17 protein-coding genes are annotated in these 19844 nt (G+C 71.3%); 8 read left to right on the forward strand and 9 right to left on the reverse strand.

Going from position 1 to position 19844, the window contains the following annotated elements; translation table 11 throughout:
* Positions 1-187 precede the first annotated feature (187 nt).
* Genes ACIBEJ_RS21945 through ACIBEJ_RS21955 form a run of 3 tightly spaced genes read right to left on the reverse strand, consistent with a single transcriptional unit; the run spans position 188 to position 3677 of the window.
* Positions 188-2185: a N,N-dimethylformamidase beta subunit family domain-containing protein gene (locus ACIBEJ_RS21945; protein ID WP_397184620.1), complete on the reverse strand. Its 1998-nt coding sequence runs from the start codon at positions 2183-2185 to the stop codon at positions 188-190.
* On the reverse strand, positions 2182-3444 hold the full coding sequence (locus tag ACIBEJ_RS21950) for a condensation domain-containing protein (protein ID WP_397184621.1): 1263 nt from the start codon (positions 3442-3444) through the stop codon (positions 2182-2184). Before ACIBEJ_RS21950 ends, ACIBEJ_RS21945 begins: the two co-directional genes overlap by 4 nt.
* Complete coding sequence (locus ACIBEJ_RS21955) at positions 3441-3677, reverse strand: acyl carrier protein (RefSeq protein WP_397184622.1); 237 nt, start codon at positions 3675-3677, stop codon at positions 3441-3443. The genes ACIBEJ_RS21950 and ACIBEJ_RS21955 overlap by 4 nt, the downstream gene beginning before the upstream one ends.
* Before the next feature lie 204 nt (positions 3678-3881).
* Here ACIBEJ_RS21955 and ACIBEJ_RS21960 point away from each other — a divergent pair, with 204 nt between their 5' ends.
* The 5 genes from ACIBEJ_RS21960 to ACIBEJ_RS21980 are packed head-to-tail and all read left to right on the forward strand — an operon-like array spanning position 3882 to position 9822.
* A complete protein-coding gene (locus ACIBEJ_RS21960) occupies positions 3882-5285 on the forward strand; it encodes a class I adenylate-forming enzyme family protein (protein ID WP_397184623.1) in 1404 nt (467 codons plus the stop codon).
* A complete protein-coding gene (locus tag ACIBEJ_RS21965; protein ID WP_397184624.1) occupies positions 5282-6679 on the forward strand; it encodes a condensation domain-containing protein in 1398 nt (465 codons plus the stop codon). Before ACIBEJ_RS21960 ends, ACIBEJ_RS21965 begins: the two co-directional genes overlap by 4 nt.
* Positions 6676-7587, forward strand: a complete 912-nt coding sequence (locus tag ACIBEJ_RS21970) for a thiamine pyrophosphate-dependent dehydrogenase E1 component subunit alpha (RefSeq protein ID WP_397184625.1) — start codon at positions 6676-6678, stop codon at positions 7585-7587. Before ACIBEJ_RS21965 ends, ACIBEJ_RS21970 begins: the two co-directional genes overlap by 4 nt.
* Positions 7584-8549: an alpha-ketoacid dehydrogenase subunit beta gene (locus tag ACIBEJ_RS21975; RefSeq protein WP_397184626.1), complete on the forward strand. Its 966-nt coding sequence runs from the start codon at positions 7584-7586 to the stop codon at positions 8547-8549. The genes ACIBEJ_RS21970 and ACIBEJ_RS21975 overlap by 4 nt, the downstream gene beginning before the upstream one ends.
* Entirely contained in the window at positions 8542-9822 is a 1281-nt protein-coding gene (locus tag ACIBEJ_RS21980; RefSeq protein ID WP_397184627.1) for a 2-oxo acid dehydrogenase subunit E2, read from the forward strand. The genes ACIBEJ_RS21975 and ACIBEJ_RS21980 overlap by 8 nt, the downstream gene beginning before the upstream one ends.
* Before the next feature lie 384 nt (positions 9823-10206).
* Here ACIBEJ_RS21980 and ACIBEJ_RS21985 read toward each other — a convergent pair whose 3' ends face one another.
* The 4 genes from ACIBEJ_RS21985 to ACIBEJ_RS22000 form a co-directional block, all read right to left on the reverse strand.
* Positions 10207-11625 carry a glycoside hydrolase family 3 protein gene (locus ACIBEJ_RS21985; RefSeq protein WP_397184628.1) on the reverse strand — a complete coding sequence of 473 codons (1419 nt, stop codon included), beginning with the start codon at positions 11623-11625 and terminating at the stop codon, positions 10207-10209.
* A gap of 73 nt (positions 11626-11698) precedes the next feature.
* Complete coding sequence (locus tag ACIBEJ_RS21990) at positions 11699-12550, reverse strand: carbohydrate ABC transporter permease (protein WP_397184629.1); 852 nt, start codon at positions 12548-12550, stop codon at positions 11699-11701.
* Complete coding sequence (locus ACIBEJ_RS21995) at positions 12547-13419, reverse strand: carbohydrate ABC transporter permease (RefSeq protein ID WP_397184630.1); 873 nt, start codon at positions 13417-13419, stop codon at positions 12547-12549. Before ACIBEJ_RS21995 ends, ACIBEJ_RS21990 begins: the two co-directional genes overlap by 4 nt.
* Positions 13420-13568: 149 nt before the next feature.
* A complete protein-coding gene (locus tag ACIBEJ_RS22000) occupies positions 13569-14912 on the reverse strand; it encodes an extracellular solute-binding protein (RefSeq protein ID WP_397184631.1) in 1344 nt (447 codons plus the stop codon).
* Between the two features lie 142 nt (positions 14913-15054).
* Between ACIBEJ_RS22000 and ACIBEJ_RS22005 the strand changes: the two genes are divergently transcribed.
* Together ACIBEJ_RS22005 and ACIBEJ_RS22010 are read left to right on the forward strand one after the other, a co-directional pair.
* A complete protein-coding gene (locus ACIBEJ_RS22005) occupies positions 15055-16203 on the forward strand; it encodes an ROK family protein (RefSeq protein WP_397184632.1) in 1149 nt (382 codons plus the stop codon).
* Positions 16204-16215: 12 nt separating this feature from the next.
* A complete protein-coding gene (locus ACIBEJ_RS22010; protein WP_397184633.1) occupies positions 16216-16863 on the forward strand; it encodes a M15 family metallopeptidase in 648 nt (215 codons plus the stop codon).
* Here the strand turns inward: ACIBEJ_RS22010 and ACIBEJ_RS22015 are convergent.
* Positions 16850-17269, reverse strand: coding sequence for a MarR family winged helix-turn-helix transcriptional regulator (locus tag ACIBEJ_RS22015; RefSeq protein ID WP_397184634.1), 420 nt, complete (start codon positions 17267-17269; stop codon positions 16850-16852). The two genes, ACIBEJ_RS22010 and ACIBEJ_RS22015, sit on opposite strands and share 14 nt — an antisense overlap.
* Before the next feature lie 37 nt (positions 17270-17306).
* Here ACIBEJ_RS22015 and ACIBEJ_RS22020 point away from each other — a divergent pair, with 37 nt between their 5' ends.
* Complete coding sequence (locus tag ACIBEJ_RS22020) at positions 17307-18443, forward strand: cytochrome P450 (RefSeq protein ID WP_397184635.1); 1137 nt, start codon at positions 17307-17309, stop codon at positions 18441-18443.
* A 17-nt stretch (positions 18444-18460) separates the two neighbouring features.
* On the opposite strand, the gene ACIBEJ_RS22025 is transcribed toward ACIBEJ_RS22020, so the two are convergent.
* Entirely contained in the window at positions 18461-19552 is a 1092-nt protein-coding gene (locus ACIBEJ_RS22025; protein ID WP_397184636.1) for a glutamate--cysteine ligase, read from the reverse strand.
* Positions 19553-19844: the final 292 nt, after the last annotated feature.

Raw genomic sequence — 19844 nt, forward strand, 5'->3', positions numbered from 1 at the left:
CGGCTTCCCAGCAGATTCCTGGGATGGCTGGGGCCATGGCCACCGCCGTCGCCGCCACAGGCGGAGGCGTAACCGTAGATGGCGCCGCTGGGGTGGCGGCTGCCGTAGAGGATGGTGGGGCTGGGGCGGTTGGTGGTAAACCGCCACCTCACCTGAGAGCCGGCGGGGCCATCCCCGCCGGCTCTCTTCACGCCACGGCGCCGCCCCTGCCGGCTTTCTTCTCCGCAGCGCCTCTCAGCGGGCGCCAGCGCAGCGGCAGGCCGGGGCCGGCCGCGACGAGCAGTCCGGCGTGGGCGGTCAGGACGGTGCCCGGGACCTGCGCCCCGTGCACCTGCCACGTGCCGCCGGGCAGCATGGTCAGCAGGCTGCCGCGCTCGTCCACGGCGAACAGGCGGCCGTTCATCCCGCCCAGGCTGACCGCGCCCGCCGAGGAACCGGCCGGTTCCCATCCGGAGGATCCGAAGACCTGGCTCCACAGCTCGCCCGAGGCGGTGGCCACGTAGAACGTGCAGTCGGCGATGGCCAGGCCCACGGCGTCCTCCGGCGCGGGGCCCAGGTCACGCCAGACCGTGGTGGGAATGTCTGGCTGATCAGGTTTTGGGGCGTGGTGCTTTGGGGTGCCGGGCTTTGGGACGTCGGGTTGTGGGGTGTCAGGCCCTTGGGCGTCGGGTTGTGGGGTGTCCGGCTCTTGAGCGTCGAGTTTCAGCGTGTCGAGCTGTAGGGCGTCGAGCTGGAGCAGGCGGCCTGTGGCGCTGATGCCGTACAGGGCGACTCCCCGGCCGCCCGCGGCCTCTCTGGGCACCGCCAGGCCGCGCAGGTCGCCGGTGGCCGCCGTGCGGGTCCAGGGCAGGTTCTGGCCGCACAGCTCGCGGCTCAGGAGCGTGCCGTCGGTGCCCGCCGCGTACAGGGTGCGGCCGAAGACGGCCATCGCCCGCACGTCGGCGCCCGGCCCGATGACCTCCCACCGCTCGGCGGGCCCGGCCGAGAAGCGGTCGATGACGTTCCTGGTGATGCGCTCCACCGCCGGGTCGTGCAGCGTGTTGCCCCAGTTGACGGTGGCCGCGGTGAAGACCTGGCCGAGGCCGCTGGTGAAGACGCCCATCGTGGCCATACCGCCCTGGCCGTAGGCGGCCCAGTGGCGCAGGTCCGCGGTGGCCAGCACGACGAACGAGGCGGGCGTGCCGTCGCGGGAGGTCGCCCGCGGCACGCCGCCCACCTCCTCGAACTCGGCCGCGTCGGTCTCGTAGCCGAGGCAGCCCCGCCCGAACGCGTCCCCGTCGGCCAGCCCGGTCCCCTCGAAGACCCAGTGGGAGGCGAAGCGCGCCCTGTAGGGCTCCTCCAGCATGAGCGGCATGTACGGACCCCACGTGCCCGCCCCCGCGCGGAAGCTGACACCGGTCAGCGAGTTCTCCGGACGGCCCGCGGCCGACCACTCCACCGTCGCCAGGCGAGGATCGGCGACCGGGTCGGCGACGGCGTCGCGGTGGCAGACCATGGTCCGCCCGCCGTCCTCCAGCCGGATCTGCCACCAGGCGGTGTTGCCGGCGAAGAAGGCGACGTTGCCGCCCAGGCGGACGAACTCCTCGACGGCGTCGCGCATGCCCGCGCTCCAGTACTCGTCGTGGCCGTTCACGATGAGCATGCGGTGGCGGGTCAGCAGGTCGAGCCCGTCGTGCAGGTCGAGGTTGGAGCAGAACGCGACGTCGTAGCCGGCCGGGCGCAGCCAGCTCAGCATGCCCTGCTCCCAGCGCTCGGGGGAGGGGCCGCCGCCCGGACGGTCGAAGCTGACCCTGGCCGCCCGCTGCGGGGACTCGGTCCAGTAGACGCCCTCGCCGGGCACGCCCGCCCTGTTGTACGCCTGCCAGGTCGTGAACGGCAGGCTGACCAGGATCGGGGCGGTGGCCACGGCCTGCCGTACGACGAAGTAGACCTCGTTGTCGGGGCAGGGGTGCCGGCCCGGCAGGCTCTGCGGCCAGGGGATCTCCTGGCCGAACCGGGCCCGGTAGAGGGAACTGGGCCAGTCGGCGCCGATCTCCAGCTTCCAGTCGCGCGTGGCCGTACCGGAGAAGACGACGCGCTCGTCGGCGACGTCGGCGACCTCGACGTCGGCGGGCGCGGAGAGGGTGAACCGCAGCGAGGACCCCTGCGCGCAGGAGGTGGCGGCGGCGTAGGCGCTGACGCTCATCGGCGGGCCGTCTCGACGAGCATCGACTCCAGGTCGCGCAGGTAGCGCTCCATGGCGGGGCGCGGCAGGTAGCGCGTGTCGGCCGTCAGCGAGACGCCCTCGCCGGTCACGTGCACGCAGAACCTGCAGTTGAGCATGTCCTGGCTCATGGGCCACTCCAGCGCGCTGTCCTCCAGCGCCTTGTCGAGCTCGGCCGGCGCGCAGGGCGCGGGACCCGGGTCGGCCAGGCGCATGTCGTTGAAGCAGCAGTTGGGGTGGACGGGCTCGCCCCTGCGCGCGCTCTCGTCGGCGACCACGCGCGCCCGGTCGGCCGGGTCGTGGTAGGCGGAGCGGTAGGCGCGCATCGCGGCGGGCCCGGCGGCGCGCAGCACGTCGGCGAACTCGCCGCGCACGTCCAGCGTGAACAGGCCCTCCTGGGAGAGCGTGCTGACGATGCCGAGGCTGTCGCGGCGGAAGCGGTTGGCGACGATGGGCAGCATCACGCAGGTGTCGTGCCCGGAGTGCCGGCCGGCGAGCTGGGCCGTCGCGGCCAGCAGGACGGTCGAGGTCGAGGTGCGCCAGGCGTGCGCGATCGCGCGTACGGCCAGGCCCAGCGCGGGGGAGCGGAGCATCGCCCGCCAGATGGGCGGCCTGCTCTCCTCGCCGCCCGGCTCGGCGAACATCGTGGCCGGCACGCGGCGGTGCTCGCGCTCCCAGTGCGCGGCGGCGGCGCCGGCCACCCGGCGGCCCTCCGCGCCGGCCTGCCAGCGGGCCAGTTCGAGCGGCTGCGGGGCGGCGGGACCGGCCACCCGGCCGCGCAGGATCAGCGCGCGCAGGTCCCGCACGGCGATCTCGGCGCCGACGCCGTCGGCGGCGAGGTGGCAGAAGACGAGCGCCACGTGGGTGACGGCGTGGCCGTCGGCCACGAGCGCGACCCGCAGCGGCCACTCGCCGGCGTAGTCGAACCGGGTCGCGGCCAGCTCGTCCACGATCTTGTCCGGGTCTCCGGAGACGATCTCGACGGGCAGGGTGCCCTTGGCCGACAGCCGCTGCTCGGCCTGGTCTCCGAGGCGGGTGCGCAGTGCCCCGTGCCGCTCCACCAGGGCCGCCAGGGCGCGCGTGACCTCGGCGGCGGAGCGGCGGCCGGGCACCTTGAGCACCCGGCCGAAGTTGAAGTAGTGGTCGTCGGGGGCCGTTCGCCGGATCGCCTCCCAGATCGCCCGCTGCCCCCAGGTCAGCGGCGCCGTGCCCGAGTCGCGCGCGGCGAAGTCGGCGTTCACCGCGCGGCCAGGCGCCCGGCCAGCGCGTCGAGGTCGTCGAGCAGGGCGACCCCCTCGTCGGTGAGGTCGATCTCGACGCCGAACTCCGACTCGATCGCGTCGATGAGGCGTAACTGCGCGATGGAGGTGAAACCCAGCGCGCTGAGCGGTACTCCCGCCGTCAGCGCCTCGTGGGCGCTGATCTCGCCGTCGGACGACTCCGCGACGAGCTCGGCGAGCCTTTCCTTGATCATCACTAGCTTGGCCTCCCGGATGGAGAGAGCACCTTACTGGAAAGATTCTTTACTGTTGCGAGTGTTCCACGGATCTTTGGAAGACCGCAAGGCCAGCAGCGCAAGGGTTCGGGGCTTGTCTCTGTCGCGGCAGCGTGCGAGACTGGCGCTCGTCGAAATAAAAGGAAACTTTCCTAATAGAAGCGTTCGAGCCTGGGGGCGATCGTGAGCGTGACGCTTCCATCCCTGCTCCGCGCGCGTGCAGCCGCGGACCCCGGCCGCGTGGCGATGACCGTCCACGGCACGGGCTCGCTGACCTTCGGTGAGTGGGAGACCAGGTCGACCGACCTGGCCGCCGCGCTGGTCGAACGGGGTGTGCGCGAGGGTGACCGGGTGGGGCTGGTCTATGGAAACGGCGACTGGCTCGACTATGCCGTCGCCTTCTTCGGGGCGGTGAAGGCGGGCGGCGTGGCCGTACCGCTGTCGGACCGGCTCGCCCGCGCCGACGTCGACGCGATGCTCGCGCACTGCGGCGCGAGCCTGGTCTTACGCCCGGGCGAGGTCCCGCACGCACCGGCCGCCGCGGCCGGTCCGGCGCTACCCGCGCCCGGCTCCCTCGCCCAGATCCTCTACACCTCAGGCACCACAGGACGCCCCAAGGGCGTCTCCGCCACCCACGCCAACCTCGCCCACGGCTGCGGCGGCAGACGCCGCCCCTTCGCCCACAGCAAGCACCTGGCCCACGCCTTCCCGATCGGCACCAACGCCGGCCAGTGGATGCTGGTCAACGCGGTGGACGCGCACCCGGAGACGGTGACGCTGCCCCGCTTCACGCCCGGCCGCTTCGCCCAGCTCGTCGAGCACTACCAGGCCGGAACGGTCTTCCTGGTCCCGGCCATGGCCATCGAGATGCTCGCCGCCCGCGTGCACGAGCGCCACGACCTGTCGAGCGTGCTGCTGCTCGGCTCGGCCGCCGCGCCGCTGCCCGCAAAGATCGCCACCGGGCTCGGGGACGCCTTCCCCAGCGCCACGATCACCAACTACTACACCTCCACCGAGGCCGCCCCCGCCCAGACCGTCATGATCTTCGACCCCGACCGTCCGTCCAGCGTGGGCCGACCGGCCTCCGGCGGCGCGGTGAAGATCGCCACCGAGCGGGGCGAACCCCTGCCGGACGGCACCACGGGCGAGGTCTGGATGCGCTCGCCCGCCGCGGTCCGCGCCTACTACGGCGACGACGCGGCCACCGGCGAGGTCTTCCGCGCCGGCTGGGTCCGCATGGGCGACCTCGGCTACCTCGACGAGGACGGCTACCTCTACCTCGTGGACCGCGAGAGCGACGTCATCAAGTCCGGCGCCTACAAGGTCTCCACCCTCCACGTCGAGGACGCCGTCTACCAGCACCCCGACGTCACCGAGGCCGCCGCCTTCGACGTGGCGCACACGACGCTCGGCAAGGCCGTCGCGGTCGCCGTCGTCGGCCCGGTCGCCCACGAGGACCTGCGCATCTTCCTCAAGGAGCGCCTGGCTCCCCACGAGCAGCCCGTCCGCCTCATCTCCCTCGACGCTCTGCCGCGCAACCACAACGGCAAAGTGGACAAACACGCACTTCGAGAGGTTGTTAGATGACCGAAGCGACCTTCACCCAGCACGGCATGTGGATCATGGAAACCATGGGCGCCGGGTCGGCTTACCACATGCCGCTGACCGTCCGCTTCGCCACACCGCCGGACCGCGAGCGCCTGGCCGCCGCCGTGACCAGGCTCGTCGAGCGGCACCCGCTGCTCGCCCGCGCCGTCGAGGAACGCGCCGGCGTGCCGCACCTGATCCCCGCGGCCCTTCGTCCCGCGCTGGACGCGCAGCCCGTCGACGGGCCCTTCGACCTGGAGAAGGGGCCGCTGATCCGCTTCACGCTGGCCGGCGACCGCCTCCAGGTCCTCGCCCACCACCTGGTCTTCGACGGGCAGTCCAAGGACGTGCTGGTCGCCGACCTCGCCGCCTTCTACGAGGGCCGCGAGCCCGGCCCGCTGCCCGACCACGAGGACACCCAGGTGGAGCGGGTGGCGGCCAAGCTGGAGGACGCCAAGGCGTTCTGGGCGGCGCGCTGGCGCGAGCCGGGCGAGGTGGCGGTGCCCGGGTCGCGGCTGCGCTCGCGCCGCGCCGGCGAGGGCGGCGTGCTGGAGTTCACGCTGGAGCCGCCGGAACTGCCCGGCCTGACCAGGTTCGAGGTCGTGCTGGCGGCGCTGCACACCCTGCTGCGCTCCTACGGCAACGAGCACGTCGTCACCGCGGTCGACCTGTCCACCCGCACCCCCGCCGAGAGCGGCAGGATCGGGGCGTTCGTCAACGAGGTGCCCGTCTTCAGCACGCCCTCGCCGGACGCGTCGTTCCAGGACTTCGCCGCCGGTCTGCGTGCCGAGCTGCGGCTCGTGTACGGCTTCCGCGAGGTGCCGGTGGCGCGTGCCGTACCCGGGACCAGGCCCCACGCGGCGCTGGCCCCCGTCAGTGTCAGCTACCGCAAGGCCGGACCCGAGATCCCCGGCTGGCAGGTCGAGTGGCTGGCGTTCAACCAGGCCGTGCGCGGCGCCCTGCAGCTCCAGCTCCTCGACGGCCCCGCCGGGCTCGTCGCGAGCCTGCGCCACGACCCGCTGGAACTGCCCGACCCCGGCCGCGTCGCCGCCGACCTCCAGGCGCTGCTGGCCCGCGTCGAGGCGGACCGCCCGCTGAAGGAACTGGCCGCCTTCCACGACCTCGCCGCCGCCGCGCCGGAGGCGTCCAGGCAGGCCGCCGCCGAGGCCGCGCCCGACGACCCGCTGCTCGCGGAGATCACCGCGATCTGGGAGGAGGTGCTCAAGTTCTCGCCGGTGGAGCCGCACGACGACATCTTCGACCTCGGCGGGCACTCGCTGACCATCACCCAGATCATCGCCCGCATCCGCAAGCGCCTCGGCGTCGAGATCGAGCTGGACGACTTCTTCGACAGCCCGACCATCGCCGGGCTCGTCGAGGTGATGCGCCGATGACGACCACGCTCGACCGGGCGCTGGTGCCGAAGCTCGACGACGCCGACCTCTCGCTCATGCTGGAGATCAGGGCGTTCGAGCTGAAGCTGCTCGACCTGTTCGCCCGCGGGCTGCTCAACGGCACCACGCACACCTGTCTCGGCCAGGAGTACGTGCCCGTCGCGCTACGGCCCCTGCTCACCCCCGCCGACCACGTCTTCAGCAACCACCGCGGCCACGGCCACTACCTGGCCCGCTTCGGCGACCTCGAAGGGCTGCTGGCCGAGATCATGGGCCGCGAGGGCGCGGTCTGCGCCGGGGTCGGCGGCAGCCAGCACATCCGCCGCGACGGCTACCTGTCCACCGGCGTACAGGGCGAGAGCCTGCCCGTCGCCGCCGGCGTCGCCCTGCACCTCTCCAGGGCGGGGACGGGCGCGCTCGCGCTCGTCTACATCGGCGACGGCACCTTCGGCGAAGGCGCCGTCTACGAGGCGCTCAACCTCATCGCGCTGTGGCGGCTGCCCGTCCTCGTCGTGGTCGAGAACAACGGCATCGCCCAGTCCACCCCGATCGCCGCGAACCTGTCCGGCACGATCGCCGGCCGCGCCGCCGCCTTCGGCCTCGCCCACCACCTGGTCGAGGGCTTCGACCTGCCCGGCATCCGCACCGCGCTGGAGCCCCTCGTGGCAGAGGTACGGCAGGGCCACCCGCTGATCGCCGAGTTCGTCACCCACAGGATCGGCCCGCACAGCAAGGGCGACGACACCCGCCCGCCCGAGGTCATGCGCGAACTGCGCGACTGGCACGCCCTCTACGCCGCCGCCCACCCCGAGCAGTCCGAACGCCTCGACCAGGCCGCCCGCGCTCGCGTCGAGGCCGTGGCCGCCGACGTCGTCGCCCGCCCGCCGTCCCGATGGGCGCGGCCATGAGAGTAGCCGAGAACCTCAACACCGCCCTCCACACCCTCATGGACACCCGCCAGGACCTGTACCTGCTCGGCGAGGACGTCCTCGACCCCTACGGCGGCGCCTTCAAGGTCACCCGCGGCCTGTCCACCCGCCACCCCGGCCGCGTCCTGACCACCCCCATCAGCGAGAGCGCGATCACCGGCGTCGCCGCCGGACTCGCCCTGTGCGGCGACAGCGCCATCGTGGAGATCATGTTCGGCGACTTCGCCGCACTCGCCTTCGACCAGCTCCTCAACTTCGCCTCCAAGTCCGTCTCCATGTACGGCTCCCGCGTCCCCATGCGCATGATCGTCCGCTGCCCCGTCGGCGGCGGCCGAGGCTACGGCCCCACCCACAGCCAGAGCCTCCAGAAACACTTCGTCGGCATCCCCGGCCTCGCCCTGTACGAGATGTCGCACCTGCACGACAACCTCGCCGTGTTCGAGGAGATGCTGGCCCGCGAGGAACCCTGCGTCCTGTTCGAGGACAAGGTCCTCTACACCCGGCCCATGCACACCGTCCAGCCGCCCTTCACCGTCGAGAACACGGGCGGCGTCGCCCGCGTCTTCCTCGACGACCGGCCCGACTGCGTGATCGTCGCGCCGGGCGGGATGGCCCACCGGGCGGTGGCCGCCATGTACTCGCTGCTGATGGAAGAGGAGATCTCCTGCACCCTGCTGGTTCCCTCGCGCCTCTACCCGTTCGACCTTGACGTGCCGGCCGCGCCGTACGTCTTCGTCGTGGAGGAGAGCACCGCGGGTGGCACCTGGGGGGCCGAGGTCGCCCACGCCGTCCACCGGCGGCACTGGGACCGGCTCGCCGGCCCGGTGACGCTCGTCCACTCCGCGGACTCCGTCATCCCCACCGCCGCCCATCTGGAGCGCGAGGTGGTCGTGGACGAGGCCGTGATCCACCGCGCCATCAGGGAGGTCGTCCGTGGCTGAGCTGCGCGTGCCCAAGCTGAACAACAACGACACCGAGTACATGATCGTGGAGTGGCTGGTTCCGGACGGGGCCGAGGTGCACGAGGACGACGCCGTCGTACTCGTGGAGACCTCCAAGGCGACCGAGGAACTCCCCGCCGACACCACCGGAGTCCTCCGCCACGCCTTGAAGGCCGGCACGTGGTGTCACCCCGACGAGGTCATCGCCACCATCGGCCCACCCGAACCCACCCCCAGCACCACCAGCTCCGCGGCCTCTGTCACCGGGCCCGCCAGCCCTGCTCCCACGACGGCCACCACAGCCGCCACGGGCACCACCACCCCCGGCGCCACCACCGGCGCCACCGCCGCCACGGACGCCGCCGCCCTGAGTGCCACCACACCCGGCATCACAGCCTTGGGCACCACCAGCTCCGCGGCTTCCACCACCGGGGCTGCCAGCTCTGCTCCCACGTCGGCCACCGCTGGCGCGTCTGCTGGGTCGGCCGGAGGGGGTGCGGGGGACGGGCCGTTGGTGACCGCGCCCGCCCAGGCCCTCATCGACCAGCACGGCATCACCCCAGAGCAGGTCGCGAGCCTCGGCGTCCATCTGGTACGGCGGGCAGACGTCGAACGCCTGCTGACCGCAGCCGACCGCCACGAACTCCCCCGAGTGCAACGCGCCGTCGCCAGGGCCGTGGAGTTGTCCCACCAGACCATCCCGGCGGCCTACGTCGCGGTGCGCATGGACCTGACACCCGCGCTGGAGCGCACCCGGGCCCTCACCAAGGAGGTCCGCCGCCCCGTGGGGGTGGCCGAGATCTTCGTCCAGACGGTCGCGAGCCTGCACACCGAGTTCCCGCTGTTCTTCGCGAGGCCGGAGGGCAACCACGCGGTCCTGTCGGCCACGCCGGACATCGGCGTGACAGTGGACCTGGGTGAGGGCCTGTACGTGCCGGTGGTGCACGACGCGGCCGGCCGTACGCTCAAGGACGTCGCGGGCACGCTGATGAAGCACCGCCTGGCCGCCACGACCGGCGACTTCAAGGAGGCGGACCTCACCGGCGCCAACTTCGTGGTCACCCTGCACACCGAGGGCGACGTCGAGATGGCCATCCCCTTCGTCTTCCCGGGTACGGCCTGCGCCCTGGCCGTGACCTCGCCACCCGGCGGCGCTCCCGCCCTGATCGGCCTGGCCTACGACCACCGGTTGATCAACGGCCGGGACGCCTCGCTGTTCCTCGCCGCCCTGCGAACGGCCGTGACCGGCTGGACGGGCGGAACGCTCGCCTAGCGGGCCGAGATCCCCGGGCCCAGGGGTTCGGGCCCGGAGGGCAGGCGTTCAGGCGGTGCGCACAGAACCGCCGCCTGAACGCCAACCCTGACACCCCGCCCCGGCCGCCCTGTTCACCCCTCAGAACGTCAAACCAGGGTCCGTCAGTCCACAGGCTGTAACGCCACGGACTGTCCGCCTCCAGGACGTCATGCCACGGGCTGTCAGCCTCCGGTCCATCAACCTCTGGTCCATCAACCTCTGGGCTGTCATACCAGGGGCCGTCAGCCCACAGGCTGTAATGCCACGGGCTGTCAGCCGCCAGAACGTCGTGCCACGGGTCGTCAGCCCCCGGACCGTCATGCCACGGGTTGTCAGCCTCGGGTCTGGAAGAACGGAGGGGCGTCAGACGGTGAGGAGTTCTACCGCGGCCATCGCGTTGGCGCGAGCGGCGCCGTAGGTGGCGATGTAGGCGGCGCTTTCCGGCCGCCACACAGGCAGGCCCATCTCGATCACCGTGGTGTCAGGACGGGCCGTCACCAGCATCGTGACCAGGTGCCGGCTGGCCGAGTGCCGGTGGGCGTCCTTGACGACGACGATGAGCGAGCGGCCCGTGGCGCGTTCCAAGAGCCCTCTGGGATCCGCGTCCTCGGGCTTCAATCTGATCGTTTCCGCCTCGGGCAGTTCCAGACCCCACGGCACGTCACCGACCGCGATCGTCGGCGGCGTGTCGAGTTCGACCACGAGGGGGTCGGACAGGGGATTGGCGGAACCGGTCAGGCGTACGGCCCGCCGCGCCGCGGCCAGGCCGATCACGTTCAGCTCGGCGGTGGGAACCCCACCGGAGCCGAACCACTCGCGCAGCGCGGCCACCCGGGCCGCCGACTCCTCCAGCCGCTCCACCGGCACGGTGGCGGCGATCTCGGCGATGACGTGCTGGACGTCGGCGTAGCTGGGGGTCGGGCCGAGGCAGAGCATGTCCGCGCCGGCCACCAGCGACCGCGCCGCGCCACCGGCCAGTCCCACGCTCTTGGTGATCGCGTGCATGTCGAGGGCGTCGGAGACGACGACGCCGTCGTACCCGAGCTCCTGACGGAGCAGCACGCTCAGCGCGGCGGCGGACAGGGTGGCGGGGGTGTCGCCCGTGAGGGCGGGCACGGCGACGTGCGCGGTCATGATGGACTTGGCGCCCGCCTGGATGGCCGCCTGGAAGGGGGCGAGCTCGCGTTCGTGCAGGACGTCGAGGGTGACGTCCACGACGGGGATGGCCAGGTGCGAGTCCATCTGGGTGGCGCCGTGGCCGGGGAAGTGCTTGACGCACGCGGCCACGTTCACCGACTGCAGGCCGCGGACGGCGGCCACGGTGTGGCGGGCCACGAGCGCGGTGTCGCTGCCGAACGAACGCGTGCCGATGACGGGGTTGTCGTCGGCGGTGTTGACGTCGGCGTCGGGGGCCATGTCCAGGTTGATCCCGCACGCGGCGAGTTCCGAGCCGATCGCCCGGTAGACCCGGTGCGTCAGCTCGACGTCGTCCACCGCGCCCAGAGCGGCGTTGCCCGGGTAGGGGCTGCCGACGTGGTAGGCGAGACGGGTCACGTCGCCGCCTTCCTCGTCCAGCGAGATGACGGGCTCGCCGGCCGCCCGCAGGCTACCGGTCAGCTCCGCCACCTGGGCGGGGTTGTCGACGTTGAAACCGAAGAGCGTGACTCCGCCGAGGCCCTGCTCCAGTTCTCTCAGCACCCAGTCGGGCGCCGTGGTGCCCTGGAAGGCGACGAGCAGTGTGCCGGCCGCCAGGCGGCGCAGCCCCCGATCACTCTGACTCATAACTCCTCATCACGGAGGTTGGTAGCTCGCGCCGCGGCCTTGACGGCGGGCGGCGCGAGCCGCTTGCGGGGTGCTAGCCCTTGACGGCCCCGGCCACCAGGCCGGAGACCATGCGGCGCTGCACCAGCAGGAAGAAGATCAGGACCGGGATCGTCATCAGCGTCGACGCGGCCATGATGCCGCCCCAGTCCGTCGAGCGCTGCCCGACGAAGAACGACAGTGCCCTGGGCATCGTGAACTTGCTGGAGTCCTCGATGAGCGTGAGCGCGAAGACGAACTCGTTCCAGGCCGTGATGAACGAGAAGATGCTCGTGGCCACCAGGCCCGGCGCGACCAGCGGGAACAGGACCCGCCAGAAGGTGGTGAAACGGCTGGCGCCGTCGATCCAGGAGGCCTCTTCCAGTTCCTTCGGGACGGCGGCCACGAAGGTGCGCAGCATCCACACGGAGAACGGCAGCGTCAGGCCCACGTTGATGACGATCAGGCCGAGCAGCTCGTTGTAGAGGCCCATCTGCCGCACGTTCAGGAACAGCGGGATGAGCAGCGCCTCGGACGGCACCATCTGCACGATCAGCAGCAGGATGAGGAAGCTCGTCCGGAAGCGGAACCGGAAGCGCGCGACCGCGGTGGCGGCCAGCAGCGCGAACACGGCGCCGATGATGATGGTGCTCAGCGACACGATGGCGCTGTTCATCATGTAGATCCAGATGGAGTTGCCGTTGATGCCCTTGGTGAAGGCCCGCTCGACGTGTTCGAGGGTGGGCGGCATCGGGAACGGGATGAACTCCGTCGTGTAGATCTGGTCGTTGGGCTTGAAGGCCGCGGAGACCATCCAGTACACGGGGAAGATCGCGAAAAGGAAGACGGCGATCCCGGCCGTGTTGAGGCCGATCTTGCCGAGCCTCTTGCGGGTCACGGGATTCATCGGACGTCCTCCGTCTTCACGATCTGCCGTACGTACACGAACGTGATCAGCAGCAGGATCACGGTCAGCACGACGGCGATGGCCGAGCCCAGGCCCATGTCAGGCGGCGGGTTGAAGGCCTCGATGTAGCTCCACACCGAGAAGTTGAAGGCCTCCCGGGGCATGTTGCTGCCGCCGGCCAGGATGAAGAGCTGGGTGAAGACCTTGAAGTCCCAGATGATGGAGAGCACGACCAGGACCGAGAAGACCGGCCGCAGCAGCGGAAAGGTGATCTTCCTGAACGTCTGGAAGGCCGTGGAGCCGTCCACCCGCGCCGCCTCGTACAGCTCGCTCGGGATGCTCTTCAGCCCGGCCAGGATCGAGACCCCGATGAAGGGGAACGAGGCCCAGACGACGGTCAGGATGAGCACGAAGTAGATGTCGGACGGGTCGTTCAGCCACGGCACGCCGCTCCAGTCGGCGCGGCCGAAGAGCAACTGGGAGAACCAGTCGGGCAGGAGGTTGAGCACCCAGTTGACCACGCCGGAGTCGGCGTCGAACAGCCACTTCCACACGACGGCGGCCGAGGTGGGCGGGACCGCCCAGGCGGCCATGGTGCCGACGATGACCGTCGTGGACATCTTCGGGCCGAGCTTGTGCAGCAGCAGCCCGACGAGCGTGCCGAGGATCAGCGTCAGCGCGACCGTGACGACGGCGAAGATCAGCGTGTTGCGTACGGCGACGCCGAACAGGTCGGACTGCAACGCCGCGGTGTAGTTGTCGGTGCCGACGAACTCCGCGGGCAGCGGGTTCTTCGGCCGGATCTGCCGCAGCCCGACCTTGTGGAAGGACATGTCGACCATCTGGTACAGCGGATAGAGCAACAACACCGCGATGACCAATAGGCCGGGCAGCAGCAGGGCGTACGGGACAAACCGCGGAGGCAGTCCGCTGGGCCGGCGCGGCGCTTTCGCACGCCGCGCCGAGGCGGGGGCACGGTGGCCTCCGCCTCGGGCGATGGTTGACGTATCACTCATCGTTACTGCTGGTTGAGGATGGACTCGAGCTCGGTGTTGGCGGCGGCCAGAGCCTCGTCGACGGTCGCCTCGCCCTTGATCACCTTGCGCGCCGCGTTCTGAAGCACGGCCTTGGTGTCGTTGGCCTCAGCCCAGTTGGGGCTGGCAGGGAAGCCCTTGGCGACGGCGAAGGTGTCGGTGAACGCCTTCTGCATCGGGTCCTCGCCGAGCTTGGCCAGGGCCTCGGGGTAGAGCGGGAGCAGGCCCTCCGAGGTGGCGTAGAGGGTGCCGAACTCCTTGCCGGCCGCGACCTTGATGTACTCGGCCGCGAGCTCGGGGTTCTTGCTGTCCTTCCAGATGGCGATGTCGTTGCCGCCCTGGAAGGCCGGGGCCGGTCCGCTGCCGTCCTTGTTGGGCAGGGAGAAGAAGGCCATCTTCGACTCGTCGATCTTGCCCTTGCTCTGTTCCTTCACCTGGGAGATGTCCCAGCCGCCCGTGACGTACATGCCGACCTTGCCGGCGGCGAAGCGCTGCGAGATCTCGATGGAGTTCAGGTTCAGGCGGGCCTTGCCGGACACGCCGTTCTTGGCGACGAGGTCCGTGTAGAACTGGAAGCCCTCCTTGAAGCCGGGCTCGGTGAGCTTGCCCGTCCACTTGCCGCCCTCGTTGGCGGCGAAGTCGCCGCCGGCCGACCAGACGAAGGGGGAGAGGGACATGTTGGCGTCGGAGCCGCCGTTGAAGGCGAAGCCGTCGACGTCCTTGCCCTTCTTCTCCTGGATCGTCTTGGCCGCGGCCACCAGGTCTTCCCAGGTCTTCGGAGTCTCGATCTTGAGCTCGTCGAACCAGTCCTTGCGGTAGAGCACGGCGCGGGTACCGCCGCCCCACGGAACGCCGTAGATCTTCCCGTCGATCGTCTCGTAGCTCCACAGGTTCTGCGGGATCGACTGGAAGTCGGGGGTCGACTTGGCGACATCGGTGATGTCCTGCAGCGCGTCCTGCTTGACCCAGGCGGCGACCTGGTCGTTGCCGAACTCGGTGACGTCCGGGCCCTCACCGGCGGCGAGAGCGGTCGTCCACTTCTTCTGGGCGTCGGGCCACGGCACGAACTCGACCTTGACGTCAGCGCCGGTGAGCTCCTTGAACTTCGTGTTGATGTCGTTCATGAGCTTGGTCGAGACGTCCTTCGGGGTGCCGAGACGCCACATGGTGAGCGTCTGGCCCGCGAACTTCTGGCCGGGGGCGGCGCTGGAGGCGCCTGCGGACGGTGCCGCGGAGGAGGTGGGCGTCTCGGAGCCTCCACAGGCGGCCACGCCAAGAGCCAGAGCGGCTGTGGTGACCGTAGTGGCTGTGATCTTCGCGATCCTCACAGGGTTCTCCCTTCCATGGTGCTGGCCTACGGTCCGCACCAGGCTGGCTGATCGTCAGTCCGAACGATTGCTGCTAAACTAACAAGAAACTTTATTAAAAGAAACGGTCCGTTAGCCGATCGTGACGAGAGGGGGCGCATTCATGAGCCGAAGCCCGGGAACCCCGCGGCTGCTGCGCCGGCTGAACGACAGATCGGCACTCGAACTGCTCCTTTACCAAGGACCGTTGACCCGTGCCGAGCTGGGGGAACGAACCGGGCTCTCCAAGGTAACCGCAGGCCAGCTTCTCGCTCGCCTGGAAGATCGCGGGCTGGTCGAGGTCGTCGGCGAGCGGGCCGGCGGGAGGGGGCCGCACGCCGCCCTGTACGCCGTGGTTCCGTCGAGCGCCTATGTCGCCGGACTCGAGGTCCTGCCCGACAGCCTGACCGTCGGTGTGGCCGACATCACAGGTAAAATCGTCGTCGAGGTGACGGTCAATCCGCGGGGCACCAAAGATCCGGTCAAAGCGGTGCACTCAGCCGTACAACGGGCGTGTGCTTCCGCCAACATCGGCCAGTCGCAACTGCGCTCGTTCGTCATCGGCACCCGCGGCGTCGTCGACCCCCGCTCCGGCGACGTGCGCTTCTCCCACGACCTGCCCGACTGGCACGTCGGCGTGCTGGCGAGCCTGCGCGACACCCTCGGCGCCTCGGTGACCATAGAGAACGACGTCAACCTCGTCGCGCTGGCCGAGCACAGGTACGGCGCCGCCGCCGGCCACGAGGACTTCGCGGTCATCTGGGCAGGAATCGGCCAGGGCCTCGGCGTCATGCTCGGCGGCCGGCTGCACCGCGGCCTCACCGGCGGCGCGGGCGAGATCGGCTGGCTGCCCGTGCCCGGCGAACCCCTGCCCACCGACGTCCACCACCCGCAGTCCGGCTCCTTCCAGCGGCTGGTCGGCCACGAGGCGCTGGAGGGCCTGGCCAAGCGGCACAAGGTGAGCGGCCTGTCCGTCGCCGACCAGGTACGCAACGGCGGCGACCGCTACCTCGACGAGGTGGCCGCGCGGCTCGCGGTCGGCTGCGCCGCCATCGCGGTCGTGCTCGACCCCGGCCTGATCGTGCTCAGCGGCGACATCGGCCGCGCCGGCGGGGCACGCCTGGCGGCCAAGGTGGAACAGGCCGTGGCCCGCGTCTGCCCCTCGCCCTCCCGGGTCGTGACCACCGGCGTGGCCGGCAATCCGGTGCTGCGCGGGGCGCTCGTGGCCGCGCTTGAGCAGGCCCGTGAACAGGTCTTCTCCGACACTGTGTGAGAATTTGTGCCCATGGCGGCTGACATCGTGCTGATTTCGGACCCTCGGGTGGCGGCGATTCCGGTACGCGAAAACGGGGAGCCACTCGCCGACGTACGCGGGCGGCTACGCGTGGACGACCGCCTGGCCGACGCGATCGGGGCCTACGCGCACCTGCGCGCCGGGCTGCTGGCCCGGCTGGAGAAGGCCGAGCGGCTGCTGCCCGCCGGCTACCACCTGATGATCGTCGAGGGCTATCGCCCGATCCCGACGCAGCGGCACTACTTCGAGGAGTACCGCGACCAGCTCCTGGCCTCCTTCCCCGAGATGTCGCCGGCCGAGGCGCACGTCGCGGCCAGCCGCTACGTCTCGCCGGTCGAGGTCGCGCCGCACACCGCGGGCGCCGCCGTGGACCTCACGCTGTGCTCGCCGGAGGGCGTCGAGTACGACATGGGCACGGCCGTCAACGACAACCCCGAGCAGAGCGACGGCGCCTGCTACACCGGCGCCGCCAACATCGGCCCGCGGGCCCGCGAGCACCGCGCCATCCTGGGCGAGGCGCTCGAAGAGGTCGGCCTGATCAACTACCCGACCGAGTGGTGGCACTGGTCCTACGGCGACCGCTACTGGGCCTTCACCACCGGCGCCTCCTTCGCCCACTACGGGCCTACGCCTTTCTGAGGTTTCCCAGCAGGACGTCCAGGTCGGCGGTGTAGGCGGCCAGCCGCTGCGGCGCCAGCCCCGCGAACAGCGCCGCCGCGGCTTCCGCCCGCCCGTCCGCCATGGCCCGCACCGCCGCCGTGCCCCGCGCCGTCAGCGTGACGAGCGTGGCCCGCCGGTCGTCGGGGTGCGGCTCGCGGGTCACGAAACCCGTGGCCGCGAGGCCGTCGACCAGGCCGGTGATGTTGCGCGCGCTCACCTCCAGCGTGGCCGCCAGCTCGCGTTGCTGCAGCGGTCCGCGCCCGCCGAGCTCCCGCAGCACCTGCGCGCGGGCCGGCGTCAGGCCGTCCGCCGCGAGCCTGCGCTCCATCTCCTCGCGCAGCAGTACGGCCAGCTCCAGCGTGCGCTCGAATGCCTCAATGGTCATGTAGTGATGCACCTTCACTATATGCTAGCTTCACGATATGCGGAATCTACCATTTGACCGCCCCGGCCCCTTCAGTCCGACGCCGGTGCACGACGAGCTGCGCCGTACCTCGCCCATCGCGAGAGTCGTGACGGCGGACGGTCAGCCCGCGTGGGCGGTTGTCGGCGCGGCGCTGGCCAGGCAGGTGCTGTCCGACGCGCGCTTCACCATGGCCCCGCCCGGCGCGCCCGAGGGACCGGCCTCGCTGCTCAGCGACGGCGCGCCGCACGCGCGCCTGCGCCGCCTGATCTCGCGCGCCTTCACCCCCCGCGCCGTGGAACGGCTGCGCCCGGCCATCACGGAACTGGCCGGCGAGCTCGTCTCCGACCTGCGCGCGGCCGGGCCGGGCGCCGACCTGGTCGCCCTCGTGGGCCGCCCGCTGCCGCTGGGGGTGACCAGCCGGATGCTCGGCATCAGCGTCACCGACCGCGAACGCTTCTACACCTGGGCCGACGCCGCCTCCGGCATCACCGGCGGCGGCGTGGGCTTCGAGCAGGCATGGGACGAGCTCAACGCCTACTTCCCCGCCCTGATCGCCGCCAAGCGCGCCGACCCCGGCCCCGACCTGCTCAGCGAGATCATCGCGGTCCGTGATGCCGACGACGGCCGCCTGAACGAGCACGAACTGCTCACCACCGCCATCTCCCTCGTCTTCGGCGGCTACCTCACCGTGGCCAACACGCTGTCGATCGGCATCGTCCACCTCGGCCAGGCGGGCGGCCTCGGCCGGATCGAGGACGTCCCCACCGCGGTCGAGGAGATGCTGCGCCACTCCGCGGGCCTGCACGGCGAGGCGTTCGCGCGCTACGCGCAGACCGACGTCGAGCTCGCCGGGGTACGGCTGGCCGCCGGCGACCGGGTCCTCGTCCGCCTGGAAGCCGCCAACCACGACCCGGACCTCGTCCCCGACCCCGCCCGCTTCGACCCGGCACGCACGCCGAACCCGCACCTGGCCTTCGGCCACGGACCCCACCACTGCATCGGCGCCGCGCTCGGCCGCATGGAGCTGGTCGCCGCCGTCACCGCGCTGGCCGAGCAGGTGCCCGGCCTGCGGCTGGCCTGCGCGCCCGAGGACGTCCCATGGACCGGCAACCCCCTCGACGACGGGCCGGCCAGCCTTCCCGTGATCTGGTGACGCGGTGCTCGCGGGTGTCAGGCGACGGTGGCGACGATGAGGTCGTCCACCACGTCCGCGAGGTCGTGGTCGCGCCGGTGGACGCTGCGCTGGCGGATCGCGCCCGAGCCGCGGCGGATCAGCCGGTCCAGGCCCTCCTCGACGAACGGGAGGTCGCCGGCGTCGCCGACCGCCTGCCGTACGTGGCCGAGCAGGCGGCGCGCCATCACCGGCGCGGGCGCCAGCTCGCCCGCCCGCAGGTCGAAGCAGTCGCCGTCAAGCCCGTCGCGTGCCGCCCGCCAGTACGCGGCGCGCATCACCTCCGTCCCGATCGGCAGCCCCCGATCGCCCCGAGCCACGTCACCCAGCGCGGTGACCACCAGCCCCCGGATCAGCCCGATGATCGTGAGGCTGTCGTTGATGTCGAGCGGCACGTCGGCGACGCGCACCTCGACCGTGGGCAGGGTGGAGGAGGGGCGGGCGTCCCAGTAGAGCGTCTTGGCGTCCATGAGCGCGCCGGAGTCCGACAGCGTGCCGACCGCCCGCTCATAGTCCTCAAAGCTGGCAAAGTACGGCGGAGCCCCCGAAACCGGCCACCGGCTCCAACTGATCACCCGCCACGAGGCGTAGCCGGTGTCCCGGCCGACGAAGAACGGCGAGTTGGCCGCGAGCGCGATGAGCGTGGGCAGCCAGGGGCGCAGGTGGTTGCCGACGTAGACGGCAAGCTCCTCGTCCGGCACGTCCACGTGCACGTGGAGGGCGCAGATGCACAGCTCGTCCTGAAGGGCCCGATAGCGCACCTGCCCGTTCTCGTAGCGCGGATCGTCGCTCAGCGGAATCGGCCCCGGCTGGCCCAGTACCGGCATGGCGCTGGCGACCAGCGCCAGCCCGCATTCCTGCGCCGCCTTCGCGACCTCCGTGCGGGCGGCGCGCAGTCTCGCCCCCAACTCGGACAGGTCGCCCGACGGTGCGGTGCGGGCTTCGATCTGGAACCTGCTGATCTCCTGGGTGATGTCCTCACCCATGACGTTCGTCGCTGCGGCCAGAACATCCGCCGCCCGGGGTGCCACATGTCGTGTGTGGGGATCGACGATTAGGTACTCCTCCTCGATCCCGATGAGGGGAGTCACGAGTGGTTTATACCCATTTCAACCCTTACGGCAACGTCACCATCATGATCCCGTCCCCACCCCACCTGACCAGCCCCAACCCGGACGGCACGTCCCTCGCCCGGACACGCGCGCGGAGCTCGGGGTCGTAAGCCCCCGTTCACCCGAGCTTCCCGGACAGGCCCCACTCACGCGCCGTTCCCGGCCCCGCACCGCTGCCCGGCCATGCACCGCTGCCCGGCCCCGCGCCGTTCCTGGGCACGCCGCGTTCCTGGGCATGCACTGCGGCCCGGCTACGCGCCGTTCCTGGCCA

Source organism: Nonomuraea sp. NPDC050790, from assembly GCF_044456745.1.
Taxonomy (GTDB): domain Bacteria; phylum Actinomycetota; class Actinomycetes; order Streptosporangiales; family Streptosporangiaceae; genus Nonomuraea.